Consider the following 24,271-nt stretch of genomic DNA (forward strand, 5'->3'; position numbering starts at 1 on the left):
CAGCATGGATCGCATCGATATCGCCGCCCACGGCAGCGTCACGGGCCAGCCCCGCGGCCACCTGATCCGCGGCGTCACCCGCGCAAAGAAAACCTTCCGTCCGAGCGACTGGCCCGAACGGCTCGCGGGCGTCATCACGCTGTTCGTCGGCGAGCGGCGGCCCGGCTATCCGTGCGCGCTGTCGCGGCTCGCGATGCCGGTCGTCAACGGCGGCGTCAAATGCCTGTTCGTGTCGGACGAATTGCGCGACGTGTGCGCCGATGCATTCGACTTCGCGATGCAGTTCGCCGCCGACAACGACCTTCCCGTCGAACTTCAGGCCGCGCCCGCGCCGGCGGCGCGCTGACGCACGGGCCGCGTCCAGCGGCCTTTTTTCCGCTCGTTTCCCGCTGCGATGCGCGCGTGCGCAGGCGCCCGCAAATGCTTTCGATTCCCAAACAAACCGTCAGACGATTGAAGGATTCGGCATGGCGACCACGCTGCGACAAGGGTTTTCGGCCGAACCATCAATAAAATTGATCGTCACGATGAAAATTATGCGTTTTCCTTGCAGCTCGCCATGATGCATAGTTGCGTCGAGTTGACGCACCTTTGAGTCTTTTAGTCATGAACATGCGAATCGAGCCGTCCGTGCTCGCGAACCCCGACCTGCAATTTGCGACGCTTTCGTCGGGTATCAGCCTGCCGTATGTCGAGCGGGGCAGCGGCGCGCCGATGGTCTTCGTACATGGATCGTTGTGCGACTACCGTTACTGGGATCCGCAACTCGCATCGCTGTCGTCCCACTACCGCTGCATCGCGCCGAGCCTCAGCCACTACTGGCCGGCCGTCGAAGCAGGCATTCAGGACGACTTCAGCTGGCAGAACCACGTCGACGAGCTCGCCGAATTCATCGACGCGCTCGATCTCGGCCCCGTGCATCTCGTCGGCCACTCGCGTGGCGGCAGTGTCGCGTTCAACGTCGCGCGCCAGCATCCGCATCTCGTCGACACGCTCACGCTCGCCGATCCGGGCGGCCCGCTGCAACAGCCGGGCGTGCGCGAAGCCGTGCTGCCGGCCGCCGCGATCGCGCTGCGCACGCAGGCCGTGAACCTGATCGATCAAGGCGAAACCGAAGCCGGCCTCGAGATGTTCGTCGATTCGGTAAGCCTGCCCGGCGCATGGAAGAAGAGCACGTCGCGCTTCCGCACGATGGCGATCGACAACGCAAGCACGCTGCCGAAGCAGCTGCGCGATCCGCTGCCCGCGTATTCGCAGCACACGGCCGGCGACATCGCATGCCGCACGCTGCTGATCGACGGCCAGCGCAGCCCGAAGATGTTCCGCAACAACGTCGAGACGCTGTCGCAGTGGATCGGCGACGCGCAACGCCAGACCGTCGCCGGTGCGTCGCACGGCATGAACGCGGCGAGCCCGACGGTGTTCAACCGTTACGTGCACGAGTTCGTCGCGGCGTAATTTCACGGGCGGCGTTCGTTCCGCCCGATCTTCCCCGGTCCATTTCCCCGACGATGCGGGCGCCTGCCCGCATCGAGCCGCCCGGCTACGCAGCCGACTCCGCGTTGCGCGTGACCGCATCCGGCAACCCGAACACGCAATCGAACGACCAGTTGTACACGAACGTGAAGATCGGGAAGAACACGATCAGCACCGCGTCGAACAGGAACGCCTGCCACAGCGACACATCGAGCCGCCACGCGATCAGCGGGATCAGGAACGTCACGAGCACGACCTGGAACCCGACCGCGTGCAGCACGCGCCGTCCCACGGTGCGCGTCGTCGCCGCACGCCGCCGCTCCCACGCCTCGAATGCGAGGTTGTAGAGGAAATTGACGGTCACGCCCGTCGTCGAGATCATCACGCCCAGCAGGCCGCTCGTTTCGGCGTTCGCGCCGCTCAGCATGCCCAGCACCGTCGATGCGATCAGGATGCCGAGCACCTCGAACATCACGACGTAAACTACGCGTCTCTTCCAGCCTTGCATGAGCATCCCCCTTCGAATCGAACAAGGGGGCGAGACTAGCAGCGGGTACCCTGTCCGCCAAAGTCAGGTCCTTTCAATTTTTCTGACAGGAGGCAACGCATGCTGACCAGCGACCACATCGACATGCTGCTGACCGTCATCGACCAAGGCTCGTTCTCGGCGGCCGCGCGTGCACTCGGCCGCACGCCGTCGGCGGTCAGCATGGCGATCGCGAACCTCGAGGCCGAACTCGATCTCGTGCTGTTCGACCGCGGCACGCGCGAACCGACGCCGACCGCTGCAATGGTCGCGCTGTTGCCCGACGCACGCTCGATCGCCGAACGGCTGCACGCGCTGCGCGCGCATGCGCAGCACCTGTCCGAAGGCGTCGAGGACACGCTGCGGCTCGGCCTCGCGGCCGAGATCGACGGCGCCCCCGTCGCCCGCGCGCTAACGGCCGTCGCCGCGAAGTATCCGGCGCTCGCGATCAGCGTCGTCACCGCGCCGCAGGACGCGATCGTCGATGCGCTGCATCGTGGCGCCGTCGATCTGTGCGTCGCGTACGGCGGCCTCGACCTGCATCCGCAGGAACAGATTCACGCGCTGTGGACCGAGACGCTGATCGCGGTCGCCGCGCCCGACCATCCTGCGATTGCCGATGCCGCGCATCCGGAGGCGATCGAGCGGTTATCCGGGTTTCGGCAGATCGTGATCGCCGATCCGGAACGGCCGTTGACCGACGTGCGGCCGCTGATCGGCAGCCGCACGTGGAAGGTGACCGACATGGCGACCGCGATCGCGCTCGTGAAAGCCGGTCATGGCTGGGCGAATTTGCCGGAATCGGTCATTGGCCGGTATGCGGTCGATGGGGAACTGGCGCCTCTCGTGTTCGCGAACATCCGTAACGGGTTGCCGCTGCCCGTGTATTTGCGGCGGCCGAAACATACAGGGCTCGGCAAGGCGGCGAGCGAACTGGTGCGGGCCCTGCGGGCCGGACGCGCCGAGGACCGAGCGCTGCCGGCGGCGACAGCACTCGTCAACGCGTGCGCTTCGCCACGCGCGGCCGTTTCCCGGTCGGGCTCCGCCCCGTAGCCGCCCCCGCGAACATCGTCATGTCGTGCAGCAGGCAATTCAGCAGCGTATCAGCCGCAACGCCGAGCGGCCGCCCCACCTTCACGAGCAGGCGCGCTTTCGCGGAATCGAACAATGGATGCGCGATCGGCAGCGCGACGAGTTCGCCGCTCTCGAGTTCGCGATATGCCGCGAATGCGCCGATCAACGTAATTCCGTCGTGGCGCTTCACGAAATGGCGCAATACCGCGAGGGAGTTGGTCGTCAGCGTCGGACGGATCGGCAGGTTCTCGGTATAGGCGAGCATCTGCGCGACCTGGCCGAGGCCGAACGCCGGCGGCATCAGCGCGAGCGGATATTCGCCAAGTTCGTGCGCGCGCACCGCGCCGCCACGCACCGCGAGCGGATGGCCGGCATGAACGAGCGCCACCACCGGCTGCGACGACGTGGCGAGATACTCGATCTCCGGATGGGCTGGCGGGTTGTAGGCGAGCCCGATGTGCGCGCGGCTCTCCGCCACTTCCTGCAGCACGTTGTTGACCGGGAGGACGTCGACGATCACGTCGAGCTTCGGATAACGCATGCAGAAATCGGTCAGCACCTCGTCCATCAGCACATCGACATAACCCTCGCTGGTGACGATGCGCACCTGGCCGGATTGCAGCCGCCGCAACGCCTGCAGGCGCTCCTCGAACAATTCCTGCTGCGAGCGGCACCCGCGCCAGTACTCGAGCAGATGCGCGGCCGCCTCGGTCGGCCGCAGGCCGCGCGCCTGCCGCTCGAACAGCTTGACGCCGACCTCCTCCTCGAGCAGCCGGATCTGCCGCGTGATCACGGACGGCGCGGTATTGATGCTGTCGGCCGCGCCGCGGATGGAGCCGTGAGTCAGCACCTCGTGGAAGTAGCGCAAGCGGCGCTGGTTGAGTTCGCGCATGGAGTATCCCGGTTCGCCCGATCGTTGCCTGTTGAGCAACATTAGATCACTTAAGTTGCTCTTGCTCTGCTTTTTCGGCTCTCCGACGATGCGGCAATCGGAACCCATTCCGCAAGACGCTCACGCCACTGGAGAGAGACATGTCCGCCGTCCCATCCTCCCGCCTTTCGGTCGCGCATGACAGCGCGCCGGTGCAGGCGCTGTACCGCAAACTGAACTGGCGCCTGCTGCCGCTGCTATTGCTCTGCTATACGTTCGCGTATCTGGATCGCGTCAACATCGGCTTCGCGAAACTCCACATGCAAAGCGCGCTCGGCCTCTCCGACGCGGCCTACGGCCTCGGCGCGGGCATTTTCTTCCTCGGCTACGTGCTGTTCGAGATTCCGAGCAACCTGATGCTGCCCCGGATCGGCGCGCGCAAGACCATCAGCCGGATCATGGTGCTGTGGGGGCTGACGTCCGCCGCGATGATGTTCGTGCACGACACCACGTCGTTCTACTTGCTGCGCTTTCTGCTCGGTGTGTTCGAGGCCGGCTTCGCGCCGGGCATGATTTTCTACCTGACCTACTGGTACGGCCCGCGCCGCATGGCCGGCGTAATGGCCGTCGTGATGCTGGCCGGGCCGGTCGGCGGCATCGTCGGCTCGCCGTTGTCGACCTGGCTGATGACGGCCCTCGATGGCGCACACGGACTGGCCGGCTGGCAGTGGATGTTCGTCGCGGAAGGTTTGCCGTGTGCCGTGCTCGGCCTGCTGGTACTGAAGGTACTGGCCGATCGCCCGGACGATGCGGCGTGGCTGAGCGACCGCGAGAAAAGCCTGCTCGCTACCGAACTACAGGTGCCCGCGGCCGGCCACCACGCGTTCGGGCAGGCCGCGCGCGACCCGCGCGTCTACCTGCTGGCCTTCGCGTACTTCACGATGATCTGCGGAATCTATGCGGTCAGCTTCTGGCTGCCGTCGATTCTCAAGGCCAACGGCGTGACCGACACGATGCAGATCGGCTTCTATTCGATGATTCCGTATATCGGCGCCGCGTGCGCGATGCTCGTCATCGGCCGGCACTCCGACCGTCGCGGCGAGCGCCGGTTGCACAGCGCGGTGTCGGCGATCGTCGGTGCCGCCGCGCTGGCCGCCGCGACCTGGGCCGGCGGCAATCTCGCGGTATCGCTCGCCTGCATGACGATCGCAACGGCGCTGTTGTGGGCGGCCTACACCGTGTTCTGGGCCATCCCGTCGCAATACCTGACGGGCAACGCGGCCGCCGGCGGCATCGCGCTCATCAACACGATCGGCCTGCTCGGCGGCTTCCTCAGCCCGACGCTGATCGGCGAGATCCGCACCGCGACCGGCAGCATGCAGGCGGGATTGCTCGTGATCGTCGCGCTGATGATCGCGGGCGCCGTGGCGCTGATCATGAACCGCCTGCCCGCCGCGGCGCGATGACCGATCGCGTCGCGACGGCGCCGTATCGCCCATGGACCACGTACACCGACCTGCTTTACTGGACTCAGCCTCATGACCCGACGCATTCTCGTTGCCGGTTTCCAGCATGAAACCAACACCTTCGCGCCCACCAAGGCCGCCTATGCCAACTTCGAACGCGGCGAAGGGTTTCCCGCGCTGGTGCGCGGCGCCGACGTGCTCGCCCTGCGCGACGTCAACATTCCGGCCGGCGGCTTCATCAACGCAGCCGAGCGGCGCGACTGGCGCTTGGTGCCGGTGATCTGGGCCGGCGCCAGCCCGTCGGCGCACGTCACCGAGGACGCCTTCGAGCGCATCGCCGGCGAGATCGTCGATGCGGCACGACGCGGCGGCTGCGACGCGGTGTATCTCGACCTGCACGGCGCGATGGTCGCCGAGCACACGGACGACGGCGAAGGCACCCTGCTCGACCGCGTCCGCGCCGCGGTCGGCCCGGACGTGCCGGTGGTCGCGTCGCTCGACCTGCACGCGAACGTGACCGACCTGATGCTGAGCCGCGCCGACGCGTTGGTCGCCTTTCGCACGTATCCGCACGTAGACATGGCGGAAACCGGCGAACGCGCGGCCGCGCTGCTCGAATGCCTGCTCGAACGCCGGCTCGCAGGCCGCGGCCCGCTGCGTCGCGCGGCGCGGCGGCTGCCGTTCCTGATCCCGATCAACGGGATGTGCACGCTGCTAGATCCCGCACGCTCGATGTACGCACGCCTCGCGGCACTCGAAACCGGCGGCGTGATGTCGCTGTCGTTCGCGCCGGGCTTTCCGGCTGCGGATTTCCCGGAATGCGGGCCGGTCATCTGGGGCTATGGCGACACCGACGCGGTCGAAGCCGCCGTGCAGACACTGCACGACGCGATGCTGGCCGACGAGGCGAAATGGCAGGTCCCGTTCCTGTCGCCGGACGACGCCGTACGCGAAGCCATGCGGCTTGCCGCGGATGCGAGCAAGCCCGTCGTGATCGCCGACACGCAGGACAACCCCGGCGCGGGTGGCGATTCGAATACGACGGGCCTGCTTCGCGCGTTGCTGCGTCATGGCGCGCGGGACGCGGCGCTCGGCCTGCTGTGGGACCCGGCGGCGGTGGCCGCGGCATGGCACGCAGGTGTCGGCGAAAGCATCGACCTGTCGCTCGGCGGCTCGGGCGTGCCCGGCGACGAACCGCTTCGCGCGCGCTTCGAGGTCGTCGCGCTGTCCGACGGTATCTGCCGCTACGACGGCCCGATGATGAACGGCATGCAGGCCGACGTCGGGCCGGTCGCATGCTTGCGGATCGACGGCGTGCGGATCGTCGTGAGCGCCGGCAAGGCGCAGATGCTCGATCGCAATCTGTATCGGGTGGGCGGCGTCGAGCCGGAGGCGATGAAGATCCTCGTCAACAAGAGCTCGGTGCACTTCCGCGCCGATTTCCAGGACATCGCGCACGCGGTGCTGGTCGCCAAGGCGCCGGGGCCGATGCAGGCCGACCCGGCAGACCTGCCGTGGACCCGACTCGCGCGCGGGATGCGTATGAAGCCGTTGGGGCGCGCGTTCGGCGGCGCGTGATGCGGTGACGCGGCGGCGTGCGGCGGGACGCCGCCGCACCGTCGGGAGGTGCGGGCGGAACTGACCGTTAGTTGCGACACGCGATGCAATAAAAAGGATTCTTCGTGGATTTCCGTGGACGCCGCTTTCCGACGCGGAGCTGCCGTTCGCGTTTCGATGGCCAATGTCTGCTATGAAGTGCTTACCGGCTGTTGCCCACATGCAAGCTGGCCGGATGCGCGGAAAGAGGCGTTTGCATATAACCCGATGAACCACATCCAGCGCCTGTAAAGCTCAGCCGGCCGCTCGGCTTTCGTCACGGCGGACATGACTTTCCATCCGTGCGGAATCCAGTGCACATCATTCGATGCGGTACAGGCTGCCAACACCGCCTCCCTCCACTGACGTGCTGTCGGCGCCACCGGACATCGGAAGACCCTGTCCCCATCCGGCTGCCAAGACCTGCACGTCATGCAAAGGATCGGACGCCTTGGCTCGTTCATTGCGGATGCGGCAGGTTTCAGGATCTGTGGCGAACAACCCGCGTGCGAAGACCCGGCCCTGTTCCGCCAGCCTCGCGGTTTTGGGGGCGCGAATTTTCGCAAACGCCTGGAAGGTCTCTTCCAAGCCCCCACTTGCACCCTCTAAGCACCGGGCCAAATGCCACGCATCCTCCAGCGCTTGGCAGGCACCTTGCCCTGACGTCGGCAACGGCGCGTGTGCGGCATCCCCGACCAGCAGTACATTCGCCCGACTCCAGGTATGCAGCGGCTCCAGGTCATGCACCGCAATCAGCCGGATGGCATTCGCGGGCGTCGCCCGGATGATACGCGCCACCGGCTCGGGCCATTCCGCGAACCGATCCTCGACCTCCTTGCGCATATCTGCGGTGGGCGTGGCCTTATTCAGGGGCCGTGCCTGCGCTGCTGCCCAATACACCAGTCCGGGGCGAACCGGCACGCAACCAAAGCGCTCACCCGCGCCCCAGAAGTCCTGAATCGACATATCGTCCACCAGCGCATGTGGCCCCTGCGCCACGCCGATCCAGTTCACAAAGCCTTGATAGATGGGTGTGTTGTCACCGGCGACAAACTTGCGCGCCACTGATCCCATGCGGCCGTCAGCGCCAATGAGCAGATCCGGGCGGATGCTCGCGCCATTTTCGAAATGGGCCACGGCTCTGCCATGAGCATCCAGCTCAATGGCCACCGTCCGGCGCCCGAACTCCACCGGAATACCCGCCCGTGTCGCATGGTCCAGCAACACCGCCTGCAAGTGCCTGCGCAGCACCGTGTAGGTTGGGTATCCCATCGTCCGGTCCAGCAAACCAATATCGAGGCCCCCCAGTGCATTTCCCGCATCATCCTGGCGACGCATTGTCAGCGGGCGGCCGCCAATGGCCTCAATGTCTTGCAGCAGTCCCAGTGCCTCCAGCACAAAGCTGGCATTGGGCCAAAGCGTCACGCCGGCCCCCATGGTTGCCGGCACGGCACGGCGCTCATAAACCCGAGGGTTATAACCCTGCTTGCGCAAGGCCAGTGCCACGCTCAGGCCCGCAATGCCGCCGCCAAGTATTCCAATTTCCACGCTGAATCTCTCCTGTTCATACGGTGCCCGATGCACGGTCCGCCGTGTCGCAGCGGGCAAATGGGCATCTTAGATTTCGCCATCAAAGAGAACTAGCATGTGAAAATTGGAAGCTTTCATACCTTAAACGGGATAATAAATGCGCGATGCTCTCGATCTGAATACTGTCCGTGTCTATACGGCAGTTGTTGATGAGCAGAGCTTCGCAGGCGCGTCGCGTCTATTGGCCATGCCTTCCTCCAACGTCAGCCGCCACGTCGCCGCGCTGGAGCGCAGACTCGGCGTGCGCCTGCTGGAGCGAAGCACCCGCCACCTGCGTATGACGGAAGCCGGCCGGCTGCTCTACGAACGCGCAAAGCCCTTGCTCGACACCCTGCTTTCCACGGAGGAGGAACTTGGCGCGGGGCAGCGTGAACTGCGCGGTCCTCTGAAGATGTGCATGCCTGGCGAGGCACCAAAGCTGCTGGCTCCCATCCTGGCCGAATTCTGTAGCCTCCATCCAGGCATCGAGCTCGAATGCGATACCCGGATGACCGGGCTGGAGGTACTTCGAGAGGACGTCGACCTTTCCATCGTCTTCCACCGGGGTCATCAAGAGGACAGTGCTTTCATCACCCGCGAACTCGCCACACTGCCCAGCATCGTGGTTGCCGCCCCCTCGTTGCTGGCCAGGACCGGCATACCACGCCATGTGCGCGAGCTGAAATCGCTACCCTGCATCACCACCCTCAGTGCGCTGAAGGGGCAGCCTTGGCAGTTTCAGGACGCTGCGGGTGAAATCGTCAAGGTGCCGGTCCGCAGCCGCTACCGCGTCAACAGCGGAGAACTGGCCGTGGCAGGCGCACGGCAAGGCATCGGCTTCGCGATTGTGGCGGCCTATCCCTGTCAGGAGGACCTTGCGGCGGGGCGGTTGCAGGAAGTGCCGCTGGACCTTTGTCCTGCCCCTCTGCAATTGCTCGGGGCATACAGCCACCGACATTCCGTGACTGCGCGTGTTCGGGCGATGCTGGAATTGATACAGGCACGGTTGGCTGGATTGGGGAGCCCTGCCATGAAACCGAAACCTCGTCGGACTGCCTAGGATCGACGTGGCGCACCGGGTGCAAAGTGGCGTCTTCCGGAGCGAAAACAGTCGCTCGGCATGACTTTTTCAATGTCGGCTTCTCGCCGCGTCGCCGACGTTCCTCCCCCCGCAAATTCGCGATAACCCATAAAAAACCCCGGCATGCAGACCTGAGCCTGCATGCCGGGGTTCTTCGCTTCACGGCCGGCGAACGGCGCATCGCCCGCCGTTCGCGCCTCACCGCGCAGCCACTTCCGCCTTGACTGACGCCGCATCGCCGACCACCGACGGCGCCGCGCCCCACCCGCCGCCCAGCGCGCGGATCAGATTGACGGTCGACACCGCCTGCGCACCGGTCAGCTGATTCGCCTGCAATTGCGACTGCAGCACCGACCGCTCGCTGTCGATCACGTCGAGATACGCGACCTCGCCTTCCTGATACTGCGTCCGCGACAGCGTCGCCGCACGGCGCGACGCATTGACGGCCGCATCCTGCGCGCGGATCTGGTCGTCGAGCAGACGCAGATCGGCGAGATTGTCCTCGACCTCGCGGAACGCGACGAGCACCTGCTGCCGGTAGTTCGCGACCTGCTCGTCGTACTGCGCACGCGCCTGCTGCACGCCCGCCGCCCGCCGCCCGCCGTCGAACAGCGGCAGCGTCAGCGCGGTGCCGGCGAACGGCCCGAGCAGGAACGTGCGGCTCGACCACAGGAACAGGTTGCCCAGCGTCGACGCCTCATAGCCGAACGCCCCCGTGATATCGAGCTTCGGGAAGTACGCCGACTTCGCGAGACCGATCCGCGCGTTCGCCGCCGCCATCGCGCGTTCGGCCGCCGACACGTCCGGCCGGCGTTCGAGCAGCGCCGACGGCAGGCCCGGCGGAATCTTCACCGCGACCGGCACGATCGGCGTTTCCTTGAACGCGAAGTCCGCCGGCGCCTTGCCGAGCAGGATCGCGAGCGCATGCTCGGACGCCGCGCGCCGGCGCGCGACGCCGACCGCATCGGCCTGCGCGCTCGCCAATTCGTTCTTCGCGCGCGACACGTCGAGCTCGCTGATGTCGCCTTCGTTGAAGCGCCGCTGCACGAGCTTCAGCGCCTGATCGCGCAGTTCGACGGTACGGCGGTACAGGTCCTGGTCCGAGTCGAGCTGGCGCAGTTCGAAGTAGTTCTGCGCGACGTCCGCCTGCAGCGCGAGCTGCACCGACCGGAACAGCGCTTCGCTCTGCGCCTGGTCGGCACGCGATGCCTCGACGTTGCGGCCCACGCGACCGAACAGGTCGGCCTCGTAGGACACCGTGCCCTGCGCACGCCACAGCGTCGCATTGGTCGGGCCGGTGCCCTGCGGCTGGAACTGCGACGCCGACGACAACCCTTCGCGCGTCGGCCCGAAACCGGCGCCGATCTGCGGGAACCATTGCGAACGCGCGGTGCGGGTCGCCGCGCGCGCTTCCTCGACGCGCGCCGCCGCGGCCTTCAGGTTCTGGTTCGCGGCGAGCGCCTGCGACTCGAGCGAGTCGAGCACCGGATCGCCGAACACCTTCCACCATTCGCCGCGATGCTCGCCGTCCGCCGGTTCGGCGGTCTTCCACGTGCCGGCCTGTTCGCCGGCCGTGAGCGTCGGCGCTTCCTTGAACGCCGCGGGCGTCGACACATCCGGGCGCTTGTAGTCGGGCCCTACCGCGCATGCGGCGAGCAGTGTCGCGAGCAGGGTGCTCGCGGCCGCCACCTTCGCGAAACGCATCAGGCCATTCGAGTTGTGCATGTTGTCCATCTTCCTATCCTCAAGCATCCGAAGCCGACGCGCCCGACGGCGGCACGCCGTAGCCTGCCGAGTCCTTGCCCGCGACGTGAATCTTGCCGCCCGCGAGCGTGCGCAGCACGACATAGAACACCGGCGTCAGCATCAGCCCGAACAGCGTCACGCCAAGCATCCCGAAGAACACCGCGACCCCCATCGCGTGCCGCATCTCCGAGCCCGCGCCCGTCGACGTGACGAGCGGCACGACGCCCATGATGAAAGCGATTGACGTCATCAGGATCGGACGCAGCCGCAGCCGGCTCGCCTCGATCGCGGCCTCGAGCGGCGTCCTGCCGTCGTGCTCGAGTTCGCGCGCGAATTCGACGATCAGGATCGCGTTCTTCGCCGACAGCCCCACCAGCACCATCAACCCGATCTGCGTGAAGATGTTGTTGTCGCCCTGCGTGAGCCACACGCCCGTCAGCGCCGACAGAATGCTCATCGGCACGATCAGGATCACCGCGAGCGGCAGCGTCAGGCTTTCGTACAGCGCCGCGAGCACGAGAAACACGAGCAGCACGCTGATCGGGAACACATACATCGCGGAATCGCCTGCAAGAATCTGCTGGTACGTGAGGTCGGTCCATTCGAACCGCACGCCGCGCGGCAGCGTTTCATGCGCGATGCGCTCGATCGCGGCCTGCGCCTGCCCCGACGAGAAGCCCGGCGCGGGGCCGCCGTTGATGTCGGCCGCCGTGTAGCCGTTGTAGCGCACGACCATTTCCGGGCCGAACGTCGGCGTCACCGTGACGAGCGACGACAGCGGCACCATCTCGCCCTTGTCGTTGCGGGTCTTCAACTGCAGGATGTCGTCCGGACGTTGACGGAACTGCGCATCGGCCTGCACGCGCACCTGGTACACGCGCCCGAAGCGGTTGAAGTCGTTCACGTACAGCGAGCCGAGATACACCTGCATCGTGTTGAACACGTCGGTGACCGGCACGCCGAGCTGCTTCGCCTTCACGCGGTCGAGATCGACATTGAGCTGCGGCACGTTGATCTGGTAGCTCGTGAACAACGGGCCGAGTTCAGGCGCCTGCTGCGCACGCTTGATGAAATCGTTGGTCGCATCCGCGAGCCGCGCATAACCGACCGCGCCGCGATCCTCGATCTGCATCTTGAACCCGCCGAGCGTACCGAGGCCCAGCACCGGAGGCGGCGGGAACACCGCGACGAACGAGTCCTTGATCGCACCGTACTGCTGGTTCAGCGCACCCGCGATCGCACCGGCCGACATCGCCTTGCCGTGCCGTTCCGAGAACGGCTTCAGCGTGACGAACACGATGCCCGCGCTCGAGCTGTTCGTGAAGCCGTTCACCGACAGCCCCGGGAACGCCACCGCGCTCTCGACGCCCGGCTGCTTCAGCGCGATCGAGCCCATGTCGCGAATCACCTTCTCGGTGCGGTCGAGCGATGCGCCGTTCGGCAGTTGCGCGAACGCGATCAGGTATTCCTTGTCCTGCGCGGGCACGAAGCCGCCCGGCACGACCTTCGACACGAGCACGGTCGCGCCCACCAGCACGAGGTACACGCCGAGCATCAGCGTCTTGCGCGACAGCACGCCGCGCACGCCGCGGCCGTAGTTCTCCGCGCCGCGATGGAACACCTTGTTGAACCCGCGAAAGAAGCCGCCGAGCACGCGGTTCATCACGCGCGTGAGCCAGTCTTCCTTGTCGCCATGGCCCTTCAGCAGGATCGCGGACAGCGCCGGCGACAGCGTCAGCGAATTGAACGCCGAAATCACCGTCGAGATCGCGATGGTCATCGCGAACTGCTTGTAGAACTGGCCGGTCAGGCCCGACATGAACGCGAGCGGCACGAACACGGCGACGAGCGTCAGCGCGATCGCGATGATCGGCCCGCTCACTTCCTGCATCGCCTTGTAGGTCGCCTGCCGCGCGTTCATCCCGCTTTCGATGTTGCGCTCGACGTTCTCGACCACCACGATCGCATCGTCGACCACGATCCCGATCGCGAGCACCATCCCGAACAACGACAACGCGTTGATCGAATACCCGAACGCCAGCAGCAGCGAGAACGTGCCGATGATCGACACCGGCACCGCGATCAGTGGAATCAGCGACGCGCGCCAGGTCTGCAGGAACACGATCACGACGATCACGACCAGCGCGATCGCTTCGAGCAGCGTGTGCACGACGGCCTTGATCGACGAACGCACGAACTGCGTCGGGTCATAGACGATCTTGTAGTCGACGCCGGCCGGCATGTCCTGCTTCAGCTCGGCCATCGTCTTGCGCACTTCGTCCGAAATCTGCAGCGAGTTCGCGCCCGGAGACTGGTTGATCGCCATTGCGACGGCCGGCTTGTTGTCGAGCAGCGAGCGCAGGCCATACTCGGACGCGTCGAGCTGGATCCGCGCGATGTCGCGCAGGCGCGTAACGCCGCCGTCCGGCGTCGTCTTCACGACGATGTCGCCGAATTCGTCCTCCGTCTGCAGACGGCCGCGCGCGTTGACCGACAACTGCAGCGGCGTGCCGGGCAGCGACGGCGACGCGCCGATCACACCGGCCGCGACCTGCACGTTCTGCTCGCGGATCGCCTGCACGACGTCCTCGGCGGACAGCCCGCGCTGCGCGACCTTCTGCGGATCGAGCCACACGCGCATCGCGTAGTCGCCCGAACCCCACAGCTGCACCTGGCCGACGCCCTGGATCCGCGACAGGCGATCCTTCACGTTGATCAGCGCGTAGTTGCGCAGGTAGGTCATGTCGTAGCGGTTGTCCGGCGAGATCAGGTGGACCACCATCGTCAGCGTCGGCGAGCTCTTCACCGTCGTGATGCCGAGCCGCTGCACGTCTTCCGGCAAGCGCGGCAGCGCCTGGTTCACGCGGTTCTGCACGAGCTGCGTGGCCTTGTCCGGATCGGTGCCGAGCTTGAACGTGACGGTGATCGTCATGTTGCCGTCGCTGTTCGCCTGCGACTGCATGTACAGCATGTCCTCGACGCCGTTGATCTGCTCTTCGAGCGGCGACGCGACCGTCTCGGCAATCACTTTCGGGTTCGCGCCCGGGTACTGCGCCTTCACGATCACGGAAGGCGGCACGACTTCCGGATATTCCGAAATCGGCAGCAGGAACATCGCGATCACCCCGCCGAGCAGGATGATGACCGATAGGACTCCTGCAAAGATCGGCCGGTCGATAAAGAATTTTGAGATGTTCATGGGTTGCTCTGTCTGGTTGAACGCGGAGAACGTAGCGGCGTGCCGCTTACGACTCCGCCTTCGCCGGTGCGGCCGGCTTCGCGTTGTTCGCGAGCGGCGCGGACGGTGCGTCGCCGTCCGTCATCGGGACCATGTGCGGCTTCACCTGCTCGCCCGGCCGTACGCGCTGCGTGCCGTTCACGATCACGCGATCGCCGGCCGACAACCCGCTCACGATCACGCGCCGGTTGCCGTGCTGGTTGCCCTGCTGCACTTCGCGGTACGACACGCGGCCCTGCTGATCGACGACGAACACGAACTTCTTGTCCTGGTCGGTGTTGATCGCCGCATCGTCGACAAGCAGCGCCTGGTGCGGCGCGCTGCCGCCGACCTTCACGCGCGCGTAGAGGCCCGGGACGAGTTCGCCGTCCGCGTTGTCGAAGCGCGCGCGCACGCGGATCGTGCCCGACGACGTGTCGAGCCGGTTGTCGACCGAATCGATCACGCCGCTGCGCGAGTAGCCCGTCTCGTTCGCCAGGCCGAGCTCGACCGGCACCTTGCGGCCGTCGCGTGCGCCGTTGATGTATTGCAGGTAGGTCTGCTCGTCCGCATCGAACGACGCGTAGATCGGCGACACCGACACCAGCGTCGTCAGCGGCGCGGCCGATGCACCGGCCGACACGACGTTGCCGACCGTGATCTCCGCGCGCGACACGCGACCCGATACCGGCGCCGTGATCCGCGTATAGCCGAGATTGATGCGCGCCGTTTCCAGCGAGGCTTCGGCGGCCTTCAGGTTCGCGTGCGCTTCGCGCGCGGCGTTCTGCTTCTCGTCGTAGTCGCGCTTGGCGATCGCGTTGTCGCCGATCAGCCGCTGCGCGCGCTGCCAGTCGCTCTGCGCGTAGCCGTCACGCGCCTGCGCGGCCGCGAGCTGAGCGGCCGCACGGTCGGTTTCCGCCTGGTACGGGCGCGGATCGATCACGAACAGCACATCGCCTTTCTTCACGAGCGCGCCGTCCTTGAAGTTCACCGCGACGATCGTGCCCGACACCTGCGGGCGCACGTCGACTTTCTCGACGGCTTCGAGGCGGCCCGAATAGCTTTGCCAGTCGGTGACGGTCTGCGGCACGACGGTCGCGACGTCGACTTCGGGCAGCGGCGCCGCCGCTTTCTCGGGCGCGTTCGCGTTCACGCGCATCGCGCCGAACGTTCCGAGGCCGACGACGGCGAGCGTCACGATCGCCGCGGTCGCGATTCGGGAACGAGAGGTACGTAGGATGGCCATGTGGATCTCCAGTAAGCGTGGATTGGTCTGGTTATTCGGAACGGTTCGGCTGGCGCGCCTGGAAGCGGCACTGGAAGAAGCGCACGGCTTCCTCCAGCGCGGCTTCGTGCGTCGCGAGCGCCGCGTGCGTGACGTCCGGGTAGCGGATCACCTGCGTGAGCACGCCCGACGAAATCAGGCAGCCCGCATATTTCTCCGCTTCGACGTGCAGCACGTCGTTCTGCGCGGTGACGACGAGCGTCGGCGGCAGGCCCGCGAGTCGCACCGATTCGAGCGGCGCCGCGTACGGGTGCATGCGCTGCGCCGCCTGCGGCAGATACGCGCGATAACAGGCCGCGCATTCGCGCGCGGTAATGTCCGACGACAGGCGCTCGGCGTCGCCGATGCGCGTCATGCTCGGATCGAGCATCGGCCCGAACAGCGCCTGCGCGGCGATCGACACTTCACCGCGATCGCGCGCGATGAACGCGAGGCAGTTCGCGAGCTGGCCGCCCGCGTCGTGGCCCGCGACGCCGATCTTCTTCGGGTTGCCGCCGAACGCGCGGGCGCGCGTCGCGGCCCACACGGCGGCGCGATACGCATCCTCCGGCGCGGCCGGAAAAGGAAAGGCCGGCGCGAGCGAATAATCGACCGACACTACGAGAGCTGGTAAGCGTTCTGCTAAAAAACGCGCGGCGAAATCCGCGTCCTCGAGCGTGCCGCGCACGAAGCCGCCGCCGTGGAAATAAAGCACTACCGGCAATCCGGTCTTGTCCGCACGCCGATAGAGGCGCAGCGCGATGTCCTGCGCGTAGCCGGGGATTTCCACCTCCGCGACCGTCAATGCCACGCCGGCCGTGGCTGCGGCGGGCAATGCGGCTTTCAGGAATTTGCTGAATTCAGAAGCGTCCATGACGATGCGGCATCCATTTCGAGATGGAACGCATTCTGGGTCCGGCAGACATCCGGATAAATGCCTATAATCCGGCAACACAATTCAACGCCTCCGAACAATCCCGGGCTGCGTCGCCTACAAAGCGACGCAGCCTCTTTGTTCCTGGGCTCATTAGATTGCGGAGGTTGTGATGGACCGGCTTCAGGCCATGCAGGTGTTTACTCGCGTCGTCGATACAAGCAGCTTCACCAAGGCAGCAGAAACGCTCAGCCTGCCGCGAGCGTCCGTCACGACGATCATCCAGAATCTCGAAGCCTTCCTCGGCGTGCGCCTGATGCACCGGACCACGCGCCGGCTGTCGCTCACGCCCGACGGCGCCGCGTACTACGAACGATGCGTGCGGATCCTCGCCGATGTCGAGGAAACCGAAGCAAGCTTCCAGAACAACAACCGGAAGCCGCACGGAAAGTTGCGTATCGACATGCCGGGCTCGATCGGGCGGCTGCTCGTGATTCCGTCGCTGTGCGAATTTCATACGCGCTATCCGGACATCGACCTGCAACTCGGGCTGTCGGATCGCCCGGTCGATCTGCTGCAGGAAGGCGTCGATTGCGTGATCCGCGTCGGTGCGCTGCAGGACTCGTCGCTCGTCGCGCGCCGCGTCGGTCTGTTCGAAGGCGTGACAGTGGCCTCGCCCGACTATCTCGAGCGCCACGGCGAGCCGCAGACGATCGAGGACCTGAACGACCACAAGGCCGTCAACTATTTCTCGAGCCGCACCGGCCGCACGATCGACTGGTCGTTCCTGATCGACGGCAAGGAAACCGAGATCAAGATGAACGGCATCGTGTCGGTCAACGATGCGGATGCGTACGTGACCTGCGGCATCGAGGGTTTCGGGCTGATCCAGCCGCCGCTGTTCATGGTGCTGCCGCACCTGCGCGAAGGCCGGCTCAAGGAAGTGCTGCCCGGCATCAAGCCGCTGCCGATGCCGATCTCGGTCGTGTATCCGCACAGCCGGCACCTGTCGCCGAAGGTGCGCGTGTTCGTCGACTGGATCGCCGAAGTGTTCGACCGCTGCCCGCTGCTGAGCGGCAAGGGCAGCCTCGATGCGACGTGCAGCAAGCGCACGTTCGAGGAAGCCGAGCGCGCACCGGCACTCGACACGCCGGTCATCAACGAGTGGGTCGCGTAAGCGTCTGAATCGCGGCGCACGGATGCGGCCCGTGCGCCGCGCCGCATCCGTGCGGCTTTGGCACCGCCTGGGTGCCGCTACGGCGTCGCGTTCGTGCCGCCCTCCCCACCGCATCCGTCATCTTTCCCGAATCCGCATCACACCTTTGCGCCGTGCGCCGCAATCGCCCGCGCGGGTCGCCGCGCGGGCGGCGTCGCATCGCTGCGAGGCCCGTTGCACGCGGCTGTGCGCGATTTTCGAATGACCCTGCCGACATTGCGTATTGCGATTGTTCCTCCATCACGACAATTCAATTCGCGTCAGCCGCATTTATCGCGCCGGAACAGATACCTAGAGTAAACCCTGTCGCGCACCCGTTGCGCATCGAACAGCCCCGCTGGACGGGACCGGAGCAAGCGCTCGAGCGCCAACTCCGACCAACACAGGAGTTACGTCATGAACCGCCGCCATCTTCTCTCCGCCGTCGCCCTCGCACTCGCCGTGTCCGCACCGGCCTTCGCCGATACGAACACCCCGCATGCCGGCGACTACGGCAACACGTCGTGGTACTCGCAGCACAGCAATGGCCCGCGCACCCGCGCCGAAGTCAGCGCGGAAGTCGCGCAGGCCCGCCGCGACGGCACGCTCGCCTGGCTGCGCAAGGCGAATTCGTATCCGCAAGGCCTCGAAGTCGCGCAAGGCCCGTATCGCCCGGTGCCGGAAGGCAACCAGCTCGCCGGCGGGGGCCGCTAAACGCCGGTAAACATGCAACGCCGCGCAGCGGATGATCCGGTGCGCGGCGTCGCGATACCGCCTACTCGATTAGTCAGTTAGTTGCAGGAGTCTGTGATGAACGATCAACTTCCTTCGCCGCTCGATCATTGGGACGACACCACGCCCGTCTGGACGCCGTTCCGTTCCGCACCGCGATCGCACTGACCGGTGCGTTGCCCCGTCGACGGGATCGTCCGGCCATCAACGGCGCGGCACCCCGTCGCGCCACTCGCTCCAGTGCGTGACGATGTCCTGCACCAGCGGGTTGCCCGCGCGGTACAGGTTTTCGGTTGCCGGGGCGAAGCCGCCCTGGTCCGCGTAGTTCAGCAGGTTGTCGGCACTCGTCTGCCCCGCATACGGCCGGTCGAAATCGGAACCCGTGCGCAACACCGCCACGCGCGACAGGTCGACGCGCTTCACGCTTGCCGCGCGCTTGAGCGCTTCGAACGTCGCGTTGTCTTCCTGCGCGGTCATGCAGTAGGTGCCCTTGCCGTCGGTCAGGATCTTGGTCCACTGACGCGCACGCTCGCCGATCAGCGTGCCCGAGAACCACGTGTTGCCCGACGACGTGTCGCACTGGATCACCGTCGGCGGCCGGTTCGCCGGTGCATACGTGAACTTCGCGCGTGCCGCCTGTGCCTGCGCGCTGTCGGCGAGCACGACGTTGCGCGACAGCGCATACGCGGCATCGGTCAGCTTCGGGTTGAGCTGGAACACTTCGGTGCGGTAATCGAGCGGCGGCTTGTCGCTCGGACTCTTCGTATTGATGCCGAGATAGCCCGTGTTCCAGCCGGCCGGAATCTCGCGTGCATCGAGTTCCCACTGCAAGCTGAAATCGACCAGGTATTTCGACCACGCGGCCGAACCGACCGTGCCTTGCGCGGGGTCGACGCCCGCGATGCCGGAAACCAGGAAGTACGTGTAACGCAGATCGAAGCGCTGCGAGAACGTGAGCGCCATGATCGACGCGGTGGCGTTCGCGTAGCCCATGCCGGTCGTCACGACGCACACGTCCTGCTTGTTGCAGTGAACGGCCGGGTAGTCGGGCGACAGTCCGGGTACGGCGATGTCGCGCCACGGCCCGATCCGGTCGAGCCATGCCTGGCCCTCCGGACCGAACATCGTGATGATCATCACCTTGACCGGGCGGCCCTGTGCACCGCTCTCTGCGAATGCGGCGTTGCCCGCATCGTTGCCTTGGTTGCCCTGGTTGTCCTGCGCGATCGACGGCGCGGTCGCACAGGCCGCAAGCGAGAATGCAGCGGCGGAAAGAATGGAGCGAGTCAGCATCGGCGTTCCTTGTTTCAATGATGTTGGGTGAGAACGGCTCTCGGAGACTGCGCGAGGGAGTATAGAACGCGCTTGCGCGACGCGGAACCCGACTACGAAACGGCCCGTGGCAATTGCCGACGTGATGTGCATGGATTGTGTCGCATATCGGTCAGTGCGACAAAAAATCAGGAATGCTATCCGGTTGGCATGCACATCGATGAGACGTCACTCCCCGAAGTTCACTGCCGCAAACCGCTATATGCGCACGATTCCCGCCACGCCATACCCGAGCACGACGAGCGCAGCAACCACATGGCTCGCCGCAAGCCATCGCGGCGACTTTACGATACGCCCGGTCATGCTGCCGCCGGAGGCGAACACGAGTTGCCCGACGAGGCTGCCGGCAAACAGGCATGCGGCACCGGCGAGCCAGTGCCGATGCGCACCGGCGGCAGCGGTGGCGTAGCCGTAGAACAGCAGGATGGTCAGCGGATTCGCGAGCGTGACGAAGAACATCGACGTGAACGGGCGCGTGCCCGGCGGCGGCGCAGCGCCGTCCAGCGTGCGGCGCCGATCCCTCAGCGCCTGCCACATCATGCGTGCGCCCATTGCGAGCAGCACGCATGCGCCGACGAAGCGAAACAGCGACAGGTGCGACGCGAGCGTGCCCGCGAGCATCGCGCCGATCGTGAATGCGAGAACGGCATAGCAGCCGTCCGCCGACGCAACGCCCACCGCCGCGCGCACGCCGCTCGCGGTGCCGGCGCGCATGCCGTAATGCGCGATCATCAGCGCGACGGGCCCGACCGACAGCGCGATCATCAGCCCGAACAGGAAATCGCTCATCGGTTCGTCGATGCCGTCGAGAGAAGGCATCGATTCTACCGGCCGTCGGCGAACCGCCCTGACTAAAGACGCGTCAGGCGACGTCGACGCGCGACGGCCCGTCCACCATCTCGCCGATCACGGCCGCGCGGTCAAAACCGTCGGCGCGGAAGCAGGCGAGCACGTCGTCGACCGCTTCCGGCGCGCACGCGACCAGCAGGCCGCCGGACGTCTGCGGATCGGTCAGCAGTGCCTGCGCGACCGGCGGCAGCCCGTCGGCAAGCCGCACGTCGCTGCCGTACGCCGCCCAGTTACGGCCCGATGCGCCGGTCAACACGCCGTCGGCGACGAAGGCCTCGACGCCCGCCAGCCACGGCAGCGACGCGTAGTGCACGCGCGCGGTGAGGTTCGCGCCACGTGCGAGCTCGAGCGTGTGGCCGAGCAGCCCGAAGCCCGTGACGTCGGTCAGCGCATGCACGCCCGGCAGCGCGGCGAGCTCCGCGCCGGGACGGTTCAGCTTGGTGGTCGTCGCGACCATCTGCGCATAGCCGGCAGCGTCGAGCTGGTTCTTCTTCAGCGCGGCCGACAGCACGCCGACGCCGAGCGGCTTGCCGAGCACGAGCACGTCGCCCGCACGCGCGGCCGCGTTGCGCTTCACGCGCGACGGATGCACGACGCCGATCGCCGCAAGCCCGTAGATCGGTTCGACCGAATCGATCGAGTGGCCGCCCGCGACCGGAATGCCGGCCTCCGCGCACACCGATTCGCCGCCGCGCAGCACGGCGGCGATCGTCTCATGCGGCAGCACGTTGATCGGCATGCCGACCAGCGCGAGCGCGAGAATCGGCTTGCCGCCCATCGCGTAGACGTCCGACAGTGCGTTGGTCGCCGCGATGCGGCCGAAATCGAACGGATCGTCGACGATCGGCATGAAGAAGTCGGTCGTCGCGACGATGGCCTGCTCGTCGTTCAGCCGGTAGACGGCCGCGTCGTCGGACGTCTCCGTGCCGACCAGCAGATCGGGGAACAGCGCCGGCGGAGTCGCCCGCTTCAGCAGTTCGGACAGCACGCCCGGCGCGATCTTGCAGCCGCAGCCGCCCCCGTGCGACAGGCTTGTGAGGCGCGGAACGGCGGGCGGAGTGAGGGTGGCTTCGGTCATCGTCGGCATCCGGTGAATAACAACGTTCCATTATCGGCAATTCCGCGCGAATGTGCCCGATACCCACATAATCGACCGTTCGCCCCGCTACGTTGCGCGTCCGCGCCCTCTTTCATGGATCACTTGTTCATCGGCCTCGTGCTGTGCTCCGCCCTGCTGCACGCGATCTGGAACGCGTTCCTGCATGTCAGCGAGGACCGGCTCGTCCAGCTCGGCACGATGTCGCTGCCGTATCTCGCGTTCGGCATCGCCGGCGTCGTGCTGCTGCCCGCGCCGGCGCGCGCCGCGTGGCCGTATGTCGCGGCGTCCGCGGCGCTCGAGGTCGCGTACTGCTTCACGCTCGTGCGCGCCTACCGCAGCGGCGAATTCGGCCAGATCTACCCGATCGCGCGCGGGATGTCGCCGCTGCTCGTGTCGGTGCTCGCGTTCGCGGTGCTGCACGAACGGCCGACGCCGTTCGGCTTCGCCGGCATCGCGCTCGTGTCGTTCGGGATCATGTCGCTGGCGCTGCGGCGCGGCTTCCGGTTCTCAGGGGAAGGCGTGCCGTATGCGCTGCTCACCGGCGTGTTCATCGCGTCGTATTCGATTTGCGACGGGATCGGCTCGCGCGTATCGGGCAGCGCGCTCGGCTACATCGCGTGGGTGTATTTGCTGTGGAGCGTGCCGCAGCTCGTGCTCGTCTGCGCGGTGCGCGGCGGCCCGCGCGCGGTGCTCGGCTCGCGCACCGCGCTCACGCAGGGCGCGATTGCCGGCACGATCTCGCTCGCCGCCTACGGGATCGTGATCCTCGCGTATCGGCATCTGCCGGTCGCGACCGTGTCGGCGCTGCGCGAAACGAGCTCGATCTTCGCGGTCGCGATCTCGTCCTCCGGCACGCACGCATAACCGAGCAGCAGACCCGACGCCGCACGCTCGCGCTCCGCGTAATAGCCGGACAGCGGCCGCACGACGATGTTGCGCTCGAGCGCGGCCTGCGCGACCGCGCGATCGTCAACGCCGTCCGGCAACCGCGTGACGAGATGCAGCCCCGCATCGCTGCCGAGCGCGTGCAGCGTGTTGCCGTAGCGGCGCGCGACCGCATCGAGCAGCACCTCGCGTCGCTGCCCGTACAGCGTGCGCATCTTGCGGATATGGGACACGAAGTGCCCTTCCGCGATGAACTCGGCCAGCACGGCCTGCTGCAGCAACTGCCCCTCTCGGTACAACTCGGCGCTCGCGGTCGCGAAGCTCTCCGCGAGCGGCTCCGGCGCGACGAGATAGCCGACCCGCAGCCCCGGAAACAGCGTCTTGCCGAAACTGCCGACGTAGATCACCTGCCCGGCCGTGTCGAGCCCCTGCAGCGACGCGAGCGGCCGGCTGCCATAGCGGAACTCGCTGTCGTAATCGTCCTCGATGATCCAGCAGCCGTGCTGGCGCGCGTATTCGAGCAGCATCCTGCGCCGCGCGAGGCTCATCACCATCCCGAGCGGATACTGGTGCGACGGCGTGACGAGCATCAGCTTCGGCGGCTCGGCGAGATCGGCTGCGGACGGCGCGATCCCTTCCTCGTCGACCGGAATCGGCCGCGTGGTGAGCCCCGACACGTTCAGCACGCTGCGCACGCCCCAGTAGCACGGATCCTCGGTCCAGATCGCGTCGCCCGGATCGGTCAGCAGCCGCACCGCGAGGTCGATCGACTGGTGGATGCCGGTGGTGATCACGATCTGCTCGGGCGTGCAGCGCACCGAACGCGACGTGCGCAGGTAATCGGCCAGCGCCTCGCGCAGCAGCGCGAGCCCGCCGCCCGGCGCGTAGGTCAGCAGGTCCGGACGCAGGCGCCGCCAGTACTTGTTGTGCAGCCGCGTCCACACGCGCGCCGGAAATCGCGACACATCGGGCACGCCCGGCATGAACGCGCCGCCCTGGCGCTTCGACACACCCGCGCCATCGACGAGCCGCGTGCCGCGCGCGGACAGCCGCCGCGCGGACGGCACCACCACCGCCGGGCCGGCGGCCGGATCGGGCGCCGCACCGACGATCTCGTCTGGCGCGCTGTCGGCGACGAACGTGCCGCGGCCGGTCGCCGAGTTCACATAGCCTTCGAGCGAAAGCTGTTCGTAAACCTGCGTGACCGTGTTGCGGGCGATCCCGAGCTCGGCCGCGAGCAGCCGCGACGACGGCACGCGTGTGCCGGCCGGCAGTTCGCGCGACAGGATCGCCTGCTGCAGCAGCCGGTGCAACTGCCGGTAGATCGGCTGTTCGCCGCCGCGCACGAGACGCTGCGCCAGCCAGTCCGACAACACGCTTGCGCGCATGATTGGCTCCTGAATATTTATTGAAATGGCT

The 24,271-nt window shown here is 66.6% G+C and carries 18 protein-coding genes and 2 pseudogenes; 9 read left to right on the forward strand and 11 right to left on the reverse strand.

Annotated elements, in window-relative coordinates; genetic code table 11:
- The first annotated feature begins 4 nt into the window (after positions 1–4).
- Both J7024_RS07960 and J7024_RS07965 read left to right on the forward strand, forming a co-directional pair.
- Positions 5–346: a DUF3579 domain-containing protein gene (locus tag J7024_RS07960; protein ID WP_124830184.1), complete on the forward strand. Its 342-nt coding sequence runs from the start codon at positions 5–7 to the stop codon at positions 344–346.
- Between the two features lie 260 nt (positions 347–606).
- Positions 607–1,458: an alpha/beta fold hydrolase gene (locus J7024_RS07965; protein ID WP_124830185.1), complete on the forward strand. Its 852-nt coding sequence runs from the start codon at positions 607–609 to the stop codon at positions 1,456–1,458.
- A gap of 85 nt (positions 1,459–1,543) precedes the next feature.
- On the opposite strand, the gene J7024_RS07970 is transcribed toward J7024_RS07965, so the two are convergent.
- Entirely contained in the window at positions 1,544–1,984 is a 441-nt protein-coding gene (locus J7024_RS07970) for a PACE efflux transporter (protein ID WP_124830186.1), read from the reverse strand.
- A 99-nt stretch (positions 1,985–2,083) separates the two neighbouring features.
- Here J7024_RS07970 and J7024_RS07975 point away from each other — a divergent pair.
- Positions 2,084–2,956, forward strand: a pseudogene (locus J7024_RS07975) (LysR family transcriptional regulator); the annotation flags it as partial.
- A 43-nt stretch (positions 2,957–2,999) separates the two neighbouring features.
- Here the strand turns inward: J7024_RS07975 and J7024_RS07980 are convergent.
- Complete coding sequence (locus J7024_RS07980; protein WP_124830187.1) at positions 3,000–3,968, reverse strand: LysR family transcriptional regulator; 969 nt, start codon at positions 3,966–3,968, stop codon at positions 3,000–3,002.
- Positions 3,969–4,108: 140 nt separating this feature from the next.
- Between J7024_RS07980 and J7024_RS07985 the strand changes: the two genes are divergently transcribed.
- Positions 4,109–5,413 carry an MFS transporter gene (locus J7024_RS07985; RefSeq protein WP_124830188.1) on the forward strand — a complete coding sequence of 435 codons (1,305 nt, stop codon included), beginning with the start codon at positions 4,109–4,111 and terminating at the stop codon, positions 5,411–5,413.
- 72 nt (positions 5,414–5,485) lie between these two features.
- Entirely contained in the window at positions 5,486–6,991 is a 1,506-nt protein-coding gene (locus tag J7024_RS07990) for a M81 family metallopeptidase (RefSeq protein ID WP_124830189.1), read from the forward strand.
- 339 nt (positions 6,992–7,330) lie between these two features.
- Here J7024_RS07990 and J7024_RS07995 read toward each other — a convergent pair whose 3' ends face one another.
- Positions 7,331–8,557, reverse strand: a complete 1,227-nt coding sequence (locus J7024_RS07995) for an FAD-dependent monooxygenase (protein WP_124830190.1) — start codon at positions 8,555–8,557, stop codon at positions 7,331–7,333.
- A gap of 139 nt (positions 8,558–8,696) precedes the next feature.
- Between J7024_RS07995 and J7024_RS08000 the strand changes: the two genes are divergently transcribed.
- Positions 8,697–9,638, forward strand: a complete 942-nt coding sequence (locus J7024_RS08000) for a LysR family transcriptional regulator (RefSeq protein ID WP_124830191.1) — start codon at positions 8,697–8,699, stop codon at positions 9,636–9,638.
- 219 nt (positions 9,639–9,857) lie between these two features.
- On the opposite strand, the gene opcM is transcribed toward J7024_RS08000, so the two are convergent.
- The 4 genes from opcM to J7024_RS08020 are packed head-to-tail and all read right to left on the reverse strand — an operon-like array spanning position 9,858 to position 16,760.
- Positions 9,858–11,393, reverse strand: coding sequence for a multidrug efflux transporter outer membrane subunit OpcM (opcM, locus tag J7024_RS08005; protein WP_124830192.1), 1,536 nt, complete (start codon positions 11,391–11,393; stop codon positions 9,858–9,860).
- A gap of 10 nt (positions 11,394–11,403) precedes the next feature.
- The gene (gene ceoB, locus J7024_RS08010; protein ID WP_124830193.1) at positions 11,404–14,604 is read right to left on the reverse strand and encodes a multidrug efflux RND transporter permease subunit CeoB; all 3,201 of its coding nucleotides are present in this window, start codon (positions 14,602–14,604) and stop codon (positions 11,404–11,406) included.
- A gap of 46 nt (positions 14,605–14,650) precedes the next feature.
- A complete protein-coding gene (gene ceoA / locus J7024_RS08015; protein ID WP_124830194.1) occupies positions 14,651–15,868 on the reverse strand; it encodes a multidrug efflux RND transporter periplasmic adaptor subunit CeoA in 1,218 nt (405 codons plus the stop codon).
- Between the two features lie 31 nt (positions 15,869–15,899).
- Positions 15,900–16,760, reverse strand: a complete 861-nt coding sequence (locus J7024_RS08020) for an alpha/beta hydrolase (RefSeq protein ID WP_234744966.1) — start codon at positions 16,758–16,760, stop codon at positions 15,900–15,902.
- Between the two features lie 172 nt (positions 16,761–16,932).
- Between J7024_RS08020 and ceoR the strand changes: the two genes are divergently transcribed.
- A complete protein-coding gene (gene ceoR, locus J7024_RS08025; RefSeq protein ID WP_096506600.1) occupies positions 16,933–17,937 on the forward strand; it encodes a putative multidrug efflux transcriptional regulator CeoR in 1,005 nt (334 codons plus the stop codon).
- Between the two features lie 435 nt (positions 17,938–18,372).
- Entirely contained in the window at positions 18,373–18,669 is a 297-nt protein-coding gene (locus J7024_RS08030; protein ID WP_124830196.1) for a DUF4148 domain-containing protein, read from the forward strand.
- A gap of 222 nt (positions 18,670–18,891) precedes the next feature.
- Here the strand turns inward: J7024_RS08030 and J7024_RS08035 are convergent, their stop codons facing one another.
- The 3 genes from J7024_RS08035 to selD all read right to left on the reverse strand — a co-directional run bounded on the left by J7024_RS08035 (position 18,892) and on the right by selD (position 21,946).
- Positions 18,892–19,980, reverse strand: a complete 1,089-nt coding sequence (locus tag J7024_RS08035; RefSeq protein ID WP_234744967.1) for a purine-nucleoside phosphorylase — start codon at positions 19,978–19,980, stop codon at positions 18,892–18,894.
- 237 nt (positions 19,981–20,217) lie between these two features.
- Entirely contained in the window at positions 20,218–20,808 is a 591-nt protein-coding gene (locus tag J7024_RS08040) for a LysE family translocator (RefSeq protein WP_175750649.1), read from the reverse strand.
- A gap of 73 nt (positions 20,809–20,881) precedes the next feature.
- Positions 20,882–21,946: a selenide, water dikinase SelD gene (gene selD / locus J7024_RS08045; RefSeq protein WP_124830198.1), complete on the reverse strand. Its 1,065-nt coding sequence runs from the start codon at positions 21,944–21,946 to the stop codon at positions 20,882–20,884.
- Between the two features lie 114 nt (positions 21,947–22,060).
- Here selD and J7024_RS08050 point away from each other — a divergent pair.
- A pseudogene (locus tag J7024_RS08050) lies at positions 22,061–22,807 on the forward strand (EamA family transporter); the annotation flags it as partial.
- Here the strand turns inward: J7024_RS08050 and pdxR are convergent.
- Positions 22,717–24,240 carry a MocR-like pyridoxine biosynthesis transcription factor PdxR gene (pdxR, locus tag J7024_RS08055; protein ID WP_234744968.1) on the reverse strand — a complete coding sequence of 508 codons (1,524 nt, stop codon included), beginning with the start codon at positions 24,238–24,240 and terminating at the stop codon, positions 22,717–22,719. The pseudogene J7024_RS08050 and the gene pdxR sit on opposite strands and share 91 nt — an antisense overlap.
- Positions 24,241–24,271: the final 31 nt, after the last annotated feature.

Origin of the sequence: Burkholderia sp. WTPI3 (assembly GCF_021483755.1) — a bacterium.
GTDB lineage: Bacteria > Pseudomonadota > Gammaproteobacteria > Burkholderiales > Burkholderiaceae > Burkholderia.

Coding starts and splice junctions, on each gene's coding strand:
- ceoR (WP_096506600.1), top strand. CDS start 16,933: ATGGACCGGCTTCAGGCCATGCAGGTGTTTACTCGCGTCGTCGATACA.
- J7024_RS07960 (WP_124830184.1), top strand. CDS start 5: ATGGATCGCATCGATATCGCCGCCCACGGCAGCGTCACGGGCCAGCCC.
- J7024_RS08030 (WP_124830196.1), top strand. CDS start 18,373: ATGAACCGCCGCCATCTTCTCTCCGCCGTCGCCCTCGCACTCGCCGTG.
- ceoA (WP_124830194.1), bottom strand. CDS start 15,868: ATGGCCATCCTACGTACCTCTCGTTCCCGAATCGCGACCGCGGCGATC.
- J7024_RS08000 (WP_124830191.1), top strand. CDS start 8,697: ATGCGCGATGCTCTCGATCTGAATACTGTCCGTGTCTATACGGCAGTT.
- J7024_RS07970 (WP_124830186.1), bottom strand. CDS start 1,984: ATGCAAGGCTGGAAGAGACGCGTAGTTTACGTCGTGATGTTCGAGGTG.
- J7024_RS08040 (WP_175750649.1), bottom strand. CDS start 20,808: ATGAGCGATTTCCTGTTCGGGCTGATGATCGCGCTGTCGGTCGGGCCC.
- ceoB (WP_124830193.1), bottom strand. CDS start 14,604: ATGAACATCTCAAAATTCTTTATCGACCGGCCGATCTTTGCAGGAGTC.
- selD (WP_124830198.1), bottom strand. CDS start 21,946: ATGACCGAAGCCACCCTCACTCCGCCCGCCGTTCCGCGCCTCACAAGC.
- J7024_RS08020 (WP_234744966.1), bottom strand. CDS start 16,760: ATGGACGCTTCTGAATTCAGCAAATTCCTGAAAGCCGCATTGCCCGCC.
- J7024_RS07980 (WP_124830187.1), bottom strand. CDS start 3,968: ATGCGCGAACTCAACCAGCGCCGCTTGCGCTACTTCCACGAGGTGCTG.
- J7024_RS07990 (WP_124830189.1), top strand. CDS start 5,486: ATGACCCGACGCATTCTCGTTGCCGGTTTCCAGCATGAAACCAACACC.
- J7024_RS07985 (WP_124830188.1), top strand. CDS start 4,109: ATGTCCGCCGTCCCATCCTCCCGCCTTTCGGTCGCGCATGACAGCGCG.
- J7024_RS07965 (WP_124830185.1), top strand. CDS start 607: ATGAACATGCGAATCGAGCCGTCCGTGCTCGCGAACCCCGACCTGCAA.
- J7024_RS08035 (WP_234744967.1), bottom strand. CDS start 19,980: ATGCTGACTCGCTCCATTCTTTCCGCCGCTGCATTCTCGCTTGCGGCC.
- pdxR (WP_234744968.1), bottom strand. CDS start 24,240: ATGCGCGCAAGCGTGTTGTCGGACTGGCTGGCGCAGCGTCTCGTGCGC.
- opcM (WP_124830192.1), bottom strand. CDS start 11,393: ATGGACAACATGCACAACTCGAATGGCCTGATGCGTTTCGCGAAGGTG.